The organism is Deltaproteobacteria bacterium, assembly GCA_020848745.1.
Taxonomy (GTDB): domain Bacteria; phylum Desulfobacterota; class Binatia; order UTPRO1; family UTPRO1; genus UTPRO1.
The window spans coordinates 158,393-165,702 of record JADLHM010000025.1; the positions used below are offsets into that span (position 1 = coordinate 158,393).

Annotated in this window: 5 protein-coding genes; all 5 read left to right on the forward strand. The window is 68.5% G+C overall.

The genetic code is table 11. The annotated features are described in order from the left end of the window. The first annotated feature begins 49 nt into the window (after positions 1-49). On the forward strand, positions 50-1,000 hold the full coding sequence (locus tag IT293_04125) for a hypothetical protein (GenBank protein ID MCC6763830.1): 951 nt from the start codon (positions 50-52) through the stop codon (positions 998-1,000). Beyond that, positions 997-1,884, forward strand: a complete 888-nt coding sequence (locus tag IT293_04130) for a thioredoxin domain-containing protein (protein MCC6763831.1) — start codon at positions 997-999, stop codon at positions 1,882-1,884. Before IT293_04125 ends, IT293_04130 begins: the two co-directional genes overlap by 4 nt. Before the next feature lie 253 nt (positions 1,885-2,137). Continuing rightward, the gene (locus IT293_04135; protein MCC6763832.1) at positions 2,138-4,633 is read left to right on the forward strand and encodes a hypothetical protein; all 2,496 of its coding nucleotides are present in this window, start codon (positions 2,138-2,140) and stop codon (positions 4,631-4,633) included. A gap of 57 nt (positions 4,634-4,690) precedes the next feature. After that, entirely contained in the window at positions 4,691-6,421 is a 1,731-nt protein-coding gene (locus IT293_04140; protein ID MCC6763833.1) for a hypothetical protein, read from the forward strand. Between the two features lie 125 nt (positions 6,422-6,546). Then, the coding region (locus IT293_04145) for a hypothetical protein (GenBank protein MCC6763834.1) at positions 6,547-7,310 on the forward strand (764 nt) is incomplete at its 3' end.

Below are 7,310 nucleotides of genomic sequence, written 5' to 3' on the forward strand. Positions count from 1 at the left end.
CCGTTGCTAATCCCCGCGTTCCGCCGAACTCCAAGGAGGCCATCCTTCCATGATCGATCGTCCCATGTGGCGCCCCCTCGTCGCCGCAGCCGCCGTCGCGCTCTCGATGACGCTGGCACCGTCCGCCGGCTTCGGGTTCCCCCAGAGCACGGAGACCTCCGGCGAGATCACGCCCAACCTCACCGGCACGTGGCTCGTGGTGAACCGCCTCGAGTTCTCGAAGAACACGTCCACCTCGGACCGGCCCGGGGCGACCCCGACTCCCGGGCTCGACCCCAAGGACATCCGCCCGTTCACCGTCGGGTACCTCTTCACGATCGAGCACGTCCCGACCTCGGTCGCCCAGAAGCGGCGCGACGCCGAGAAGGCGAAGAAGCAGGAGGCCGTCGACAAGGCGACGAAGATCCTCGCCGAGGAGCAACTGAAGGCCGCGAAGGATCCGAAGCCGGCGCCGAGCGGCGCGCTGCCGGTCGAGCCGAAGGTGCTGTCGTACGGCATTCCCAAGGCCCCCGACAGCGCCGTCGACCAGCACGACGAGGTGAGCGTGAAGCTCCTCGACGTCGATCTCCCGAAGGCGGTGCAGGCGGAGATCGACGCCAAGAACAAGGCCGAGGAGGTCTGGGAGCCGTCCCAGAAGGATCTCGCCCTCCTCAAGTCCTCCTGGAAGACGCTGAAGCCGCGGCAGAACAGCGAGTACTCGCGCATCCAGTGGAAGGTCATGGAGCAGAAGTACCTCGAAGGCGGCATGCTGCAGGACGAGAAGACCAAGAACGCCAAGTTCGTGATCTCCGGAGACGCGACGCTGATCGGGACGCCCGGCCAGCCGAACCGCAACATCCTCGTCTACGGCGCCGACAAGGTGAGCGACACCGTCCTCGAAGGCGGCCACGTGCGGGCGATCATGACGTCCGCGCCGTTCCCGATCCCGATCGACATGAAGGGCCGGTTCAAGATGTATCGCCTGACCGACGTCCCGAAGGCGCAACCGAAGGACAAATGACCCGTCGCGGGCTCTGGCGGAGGGCCGTGCTCGTCGCGGCCATCCTCGCCGCGGCGTGCAACCCGCGCCCGAGCGAGACGGCGAAGCCGGGAGCGCCTGCCCCGTCCGCCAAGCCCGAAGAGGTCGCGCGGCGCATCGAGGAATACTTCACGAAGAGCGTCACGCCCGGCATCACCCTGAAGGTGGCGGGCATCGTCTCCTCAGAGGTGCCCGGATGGAACAAGGGCACGCTCGACGTCGACACGAACGGAGCCAAGCAGTCGATCCCGTTCCTCGTCTCGCCCGACGGCAGGTATTTCATCAGCGGCGAGGTCACCGACCTCACCGTCGATCCGCTGCAGGCGACGCTCGCGAAGATCGACCTCGAGGGCCGGCCGTTTCGCGGGCCCGCCGACGCCAAGGTCACCATCGTCGAGTTCTCCGACTTCCAGTGTCCGTTCTGCGCGCGCGGCTACCAGATCCTCGAGGAGCAGGTCATGCCGGAGTACGAAGGCAAGGTCCGGCTCTTCTTCAAGCACCTCCCCTTGAAGAGCATCCATCCGTGGGCCGAAGGGGCCGCGCTCGCCGCCGAGTGCGCCGCGGATCAGGGCGCCGAAGGCTTCTGGAAGATGTACCACGCGCTCTTCAAGGCGCAGCGCGACCTGAACCTGGACAACCTGAAGGCCGAGATCACGGGCTTCGCCAAGAGCGCCGGGCTCGACGGGGCGGTGTTCGCCGAGTGCTACGATCGCAAGAAGACGCTCGCGCGCATCGAGAAGGACCTCGCGGAAGCCGCCGCGGTCGGCGCCAACTCGACCCCCACCTTCTTCATCAACGGGCGGCGGCTCGAAGGCGCCCAGCCGCTCGAGAACTTCAAGGCGATCATCGACGAGGAGCTCGGCTGAGACCCGTCAGCGCGCGGATCGGCCGCCCGAACCGGCCCTCCGCGCCGACGACACCACGCGTCGTGCGCGGCGCGTCGGCGGCGGCGACATCACCTTCCGTAACAGACGCCCCATCACGAACCGTCGCTTGACACGAATCGCGGCCCGTTGGTACCCGTAACATTGTCGTACCGAACCGGTATGTCATGCGCGAATCGAGCGATAGACCAGCCGTTCGACGCGTGCCCGCGCTGGAACAACGAAAGGGGATCGTATGTACTCTCGGCTCGCCCACACGTCTTTCGGAGCGCTCGTCGCGCTCTTGTGCATCTGTAGTTTCGCCGGCTCCGCTCGCGCCGACGCGAAGAGCGCCGCCAAGTGCTCCGCGGCGATCATCAAGGCGGGGTCCGGGCTCCTCCAGTCCGAGGCGAAGATCCTCCAGAAGTGCCGAGACGCGATCGTAAAGGGTAAGGCCTGCGACCAGGTGAAGACGCAGGCGAGCATCGACAAGGCGCGCGCCAAGCTTTCCTCGTCGATCACCAAGGCCTGCGGCGGCAAGGACAAGGTCTGCGACACCGCCGACGCCGACGGCAGCCAGCCGACGCTCGACGAGTACGGGTGGAACATCACCAACTGCCCGGGCTTCGAGGGCGCCTGCACGAACGCGATCACCGACTGCGACGACATCCCCGCCTGCATCCAGTGCATCGGCGAGGCGAGCGTGACCCAGGCGATGGATCTGTACTACCCGCCGAACCGTCCCTCGAGCGTCGGCAACAAGACCCTCAACAAGTGCCAGGCGACCCTCGGCAAGGCGGCGCTCACGTTCTTCAACGCCAAGTCGAAAGCGCTCGCCAAGTGCTGGGGCACCAAGGTCAAGAAGACCGCCAACTGCCCGGCCGACGCCCAGGCCAAGATCGACGCCGCGCGGGCCAAGCTCGACAAGGCGCTCGCGAAGGCGTGCGTCGGCTTGGACAACTCGACCGTCGGCCTCCCCGCGGGCTGCCTCGCGGTCGCGTCGTGCGGCGCTCCGGTGAGCTCGCTGATCGACGTCGGCAACTGCACCGAGTGCGTGACCGAGTTCAAGGTGGATTGCCCGGATCGCGCGTCGTCGGTCAGCGTCGGCGCGCCCTACCCGGCCGAGTGCCTGGTGATCCCGCCGACGCCGACGCCGACCGCGACGGTGACGCAGCTCCCGGCGACCGCGACCCCGACCGTTTCCCCGACCCCGAGCGCCACCCCGACCCAGAGCGTGCTCTGCGGGAACGGCCAGCTCGACGTTGGTGAGCAGTGCGATCCGACGTCGGCCACGACCGCGTGCAGCAACGTGAACCCGGCCGACTACCCGTGCAGCGCCGTCACCTGCACCTGCGCCTGCCCGACCAAGGTGACGTTCGCGGGCGACGCGACCGACCCCAAGAGCATCCTCGACACCGGCTGGACGGGCATCTCGCACCGCGCCCCGATCATTTCGGACGGCGACGTCACGGTGGCGCTGTCGTGCAGCGGCAACGGCCGCCCCTGCGGCGTCTGCACCATCTCGGGACCGATCGCGAACACGGAGAGCGGCCAGATCGCCAACCAGCGCTGCAGCAACAACCAGGCGATCAGTTGCACGAGCGACGCGACGTGCATCGCGCGAACCTGCCTCGGCGGCTCCAACGACGGCGACGCCTGCAGCGCCGATTCCAACTGCACCGGTGGAACGTGTCCCGCCGCCGGCACGTGTGAGTTCTACTTCGGCTCGAACCTGCCGCTCGCGGCGGGCGGCGTGACCACCTGCGTCGTGAACCAGTTCAACGGTTCGGTGTCGGGCACCGCGAACGTCGAAAGCGGCGACGCGGCGACGACGGCGCTTCTCACGTCGCGGGTGTACAATGGCATCGCGATCGACAACCCGTGCCCGCGCTGCATGGGCGACGCGACGGTCAACGACGGGACGGCCGGCGGCACCTGCGACGGCGGTCCGCGTGTCGGCCTCGGCTGCGACGGCAACGGCACCATTCCGAGCCGTCCGGATTTCGGCACGACGAGCCTCGACTGCCCGCCAGCGGCAAGCGCGATCATCGCGACCCTGCCGATCGATCTCACCAACCGCACCGGGCCGGTCACCAAGACGCTGACGGCGGCGAGTCCGAGCTGCGTCAACGCGCCCGGGAACAAGTGTCTCTGCGACACCTGCAACAACGCGGCGGCGACGCCGTGCTTCACCAACGACGATTGCGTCGCCGTCGGCGCGACGGTGTGCGGCGGCAAGCGGTGTCTCTCGGGCGCCAACAACGGAGCGGGGTGCGCCAACAACACCGAGTGCCCGGGCGGCGCCTGCGCGCGTCCCGGGGAGCCGACGAAGCCGAGCGCCTGCCTCGACGACTCCGCCACGGCGACCCTCGATTGCGCCGACGGCGACGCCGATGGCGAGGGCGAGTGCTCCGTAGGACCGACCGATCCGAACTGCAGCGTCGGCTCGGGTCATGCGCAGCGGGGATGCCTCAGCGACGGCGACTGCGGCGGCGGCGCCGGCAGCTGCGTGGTCTCGCAGCGCAAGTGCTTCCTCACCGGCGGCGGCACGTTCCAGCCGAGCGCCTTCGACGGCACCGACACCTTGATCGCGGTCGGGCAGGTCGACACGCCGATGAACGACGTCTCGAATCCGACGCTCGGCGCCGTGTTCTGCGTCGGCCCGACGGGGGCGTCGGCGGTGAACAACGTCGCCGGCTTGCCTGGACCGGCGCGCGTCACGATCAAGGGCACCGCGCGCGGCCTGCCGTAAGGACGCGCGACCATGACGCATCCGACGACGAACATTCAGGGACGCTGGGGAGGAACCATGACGAGAGGCCTTCGAATCCTGGGAGTGTTGGCGATGGCGTTGGCCGTCGCCCATTGTGGTGACAGCGACGTCCGCGTCTCGACCGACGGCGGCGTCGTGCCCTCGCCCGGTAGGTTCACCGGGTTCATGAGCGACGGCGCTGCGATCCGCCTCGAGGTCGGCAGCATCGAGGAGATCGCCTTCACCTGCGACGGCGAGGAGATCCAGGAGACGTTCAGTCCGCCGCAGCCGATCGACTCGGACGGCACGTTCAACGTGAAGTTCGAGGACGGCGGCCGCGACTTCCGTGTGCGCGGCACCTTCCGCGACAACAACAACGTCGACGGCACCGTCGACGACGAGGACAACGAGTGCGACACCTCGTACGACGCCACGCGTGGCGGCATCGTGGATCGCACCCCGACACCGGCACCCACCCCGACCGGCAACGTCGTAACCGAGACGCCGATCTCGGAGACGCCCACGCCCGGCGAAGGTGAGCCGACGGTAACGCCGACGGACGGCGTCACCCCGGGTCCGTCGACGAGCGGCGGGACGACGGCGAAGCCGACCGCGACGCCTAAGCCCTGCCCCGTCGCGGTCGAGGTCGAGGGCAACGCCGGCAACGCCAAGGTGCTCGACAGCGGCTGGACCGGCCTCGGCCACAACGCGACGGTCGTCTCGGACGGCAAGCTGACGTTCAACGTGGCGTGCAGCGGCACGACGCGTCCGTGCGGCGTCTGCAACGTCAGCGGCCCGATCCAGAACGTCAACGCCGACAAGGGTGACATCAATCCTCGTCGCTGCAGCAATGATCCCTCGAAGAAGTGCGCGGACAACTCCGGGTGCACGTCGCCCGGCACCTGTGCTTTCTTCTTCGGGGCACCGTTGCCGCTCGCCGCGGGAGGCGTCACCTCGTGCGTCGTGAACCAGATCCGAGACACCGTGTCGGGCACCGCCAACGTCGAGAGCGGAGCCTTCGAGAGCAGCCTCAAGCTGACCTCGAAGGTCGCACTCGGGCTCGGCATCAACCAGCCCTGTCCGACCTGCGACGGAGATCCGACGCCCAACGACGGACAGGCGGGGGGCACGTGCAACGGCGGCGCGCGCAACGGTCAAGCCTGCGACGTGAACGGCAAGTCGCCGATCCCGTCGTTCGGCTCCACGAGCCTCGATTGCGTGCCGACGAGCTTCATCTCGAACCTCCCGATCGACCTGCTCGGCTCGAGCAGCACCGAAACGGCGGAGATCACCTCCGCGAGCGACAACTGCGGAGCCACCCCCGGGAAGAAGTGCCTGTGCCCATTCGACAACGTCGGGGTGCCGACGCAACCCAACGCGTGCATCGACGACGGCGGGACCGATGACGTCGACGAGTCTCTCTGCCTGCCGATCAGTTCCGGGTCGAACAAAGGCTCGTGCCAGAACCAACCCACCGTCGAGCAATACTGCTCGCCGGTCGAGACGTTCAAAGGGTGCACCTCGAACGCCGACTGCCCGGTCGCGGGTGATACCTGCAAGGTCGCCGATCGCCCCTGCTTCCTCGACAACGGGGTCGTCGGGGGCAAGGTCACGGCGGTGGGCAAAGCCGATCCGCCCGATGCCAACGGCGCATCGAACCCAACGTTCGCGGCGTTGTTCTGCATCCCGCCGGTGCAGGCGCTGGCAATCAACCAGGCGGCCGGCCTCCCGGGTCCGGGCCGCATCCAATTGCCCCTCTCCAGCAAGGAGATCCTGTCGCTGCCCTGAGCGACCGGCGCTCCGTCCGACTCACGGCCTCCGGATCCACACGGGTCCGGAGGCCTTTTTTTCGCTTCGTGCGTAGCCTCGTTCGCGATCGCTCTGGCATCATCTTGGTAAGGGAGGGCGGATCGATGCCGGGGTATCACGCCGTGGTGATGGTGGCAGCCCTCGCGCTCGTGGGCGCGGGATGCGGGGACAACGACAACGGCACGACGCCGACGCCGGCCGCGACCGCAACGCCCGGGCCGACGGCCACCGCTCCGCCCCAGATCCCCTGCCCCGAGCAGATCACCTACACGGTGGAAAGCGCGGGATCCGACCTCGACATCGGCTGGACCGGCATCTACCACGACCAGGTCCTCGGCACGGGCGGCTCGTTGAGCTTCGCGCTCGATTGCCCCGGCCAGTTCCTCGGTCAGTGCGGCGTCTGCCCCCTGAGCGGGCCGATCGCGAGCACCACCATCGTCGACAACCGGCGCTGCTCGAACGGCACCCAGACCACGTGCGCGTCCGACGCCGAATGCGGCTCCGGTACCTGCGAGTTCTACTTCGGCGCCCCGTTGCCGATCACGGGCGGCGGCGTGCCGATCTGCGTGACGAACCAGGTGGCCGGCGCGGTGACCGGCACCGTCTCGCCCGAGCTCGGCCAGGGCGCCTCGGACATCGGCATCATCTTCACGAGTTTCGTCGGCATCTCCGAGACGCAGCCGTGCCCGGTCTGCGACGGAGCGAGCGTCGGGGCGGCGGGCACGTGCCGGGGCGGCGATCGCGACGGCCAACCCTGCACCACCGACGGCACGACGCCGTTCTTCGGGAACACGAGCTTCGACTGCCCGCCGAGCGCGAGCGCCGACATCGGCAGCTCGACTCTCCCCCTGAACCTCACGACCGGCAC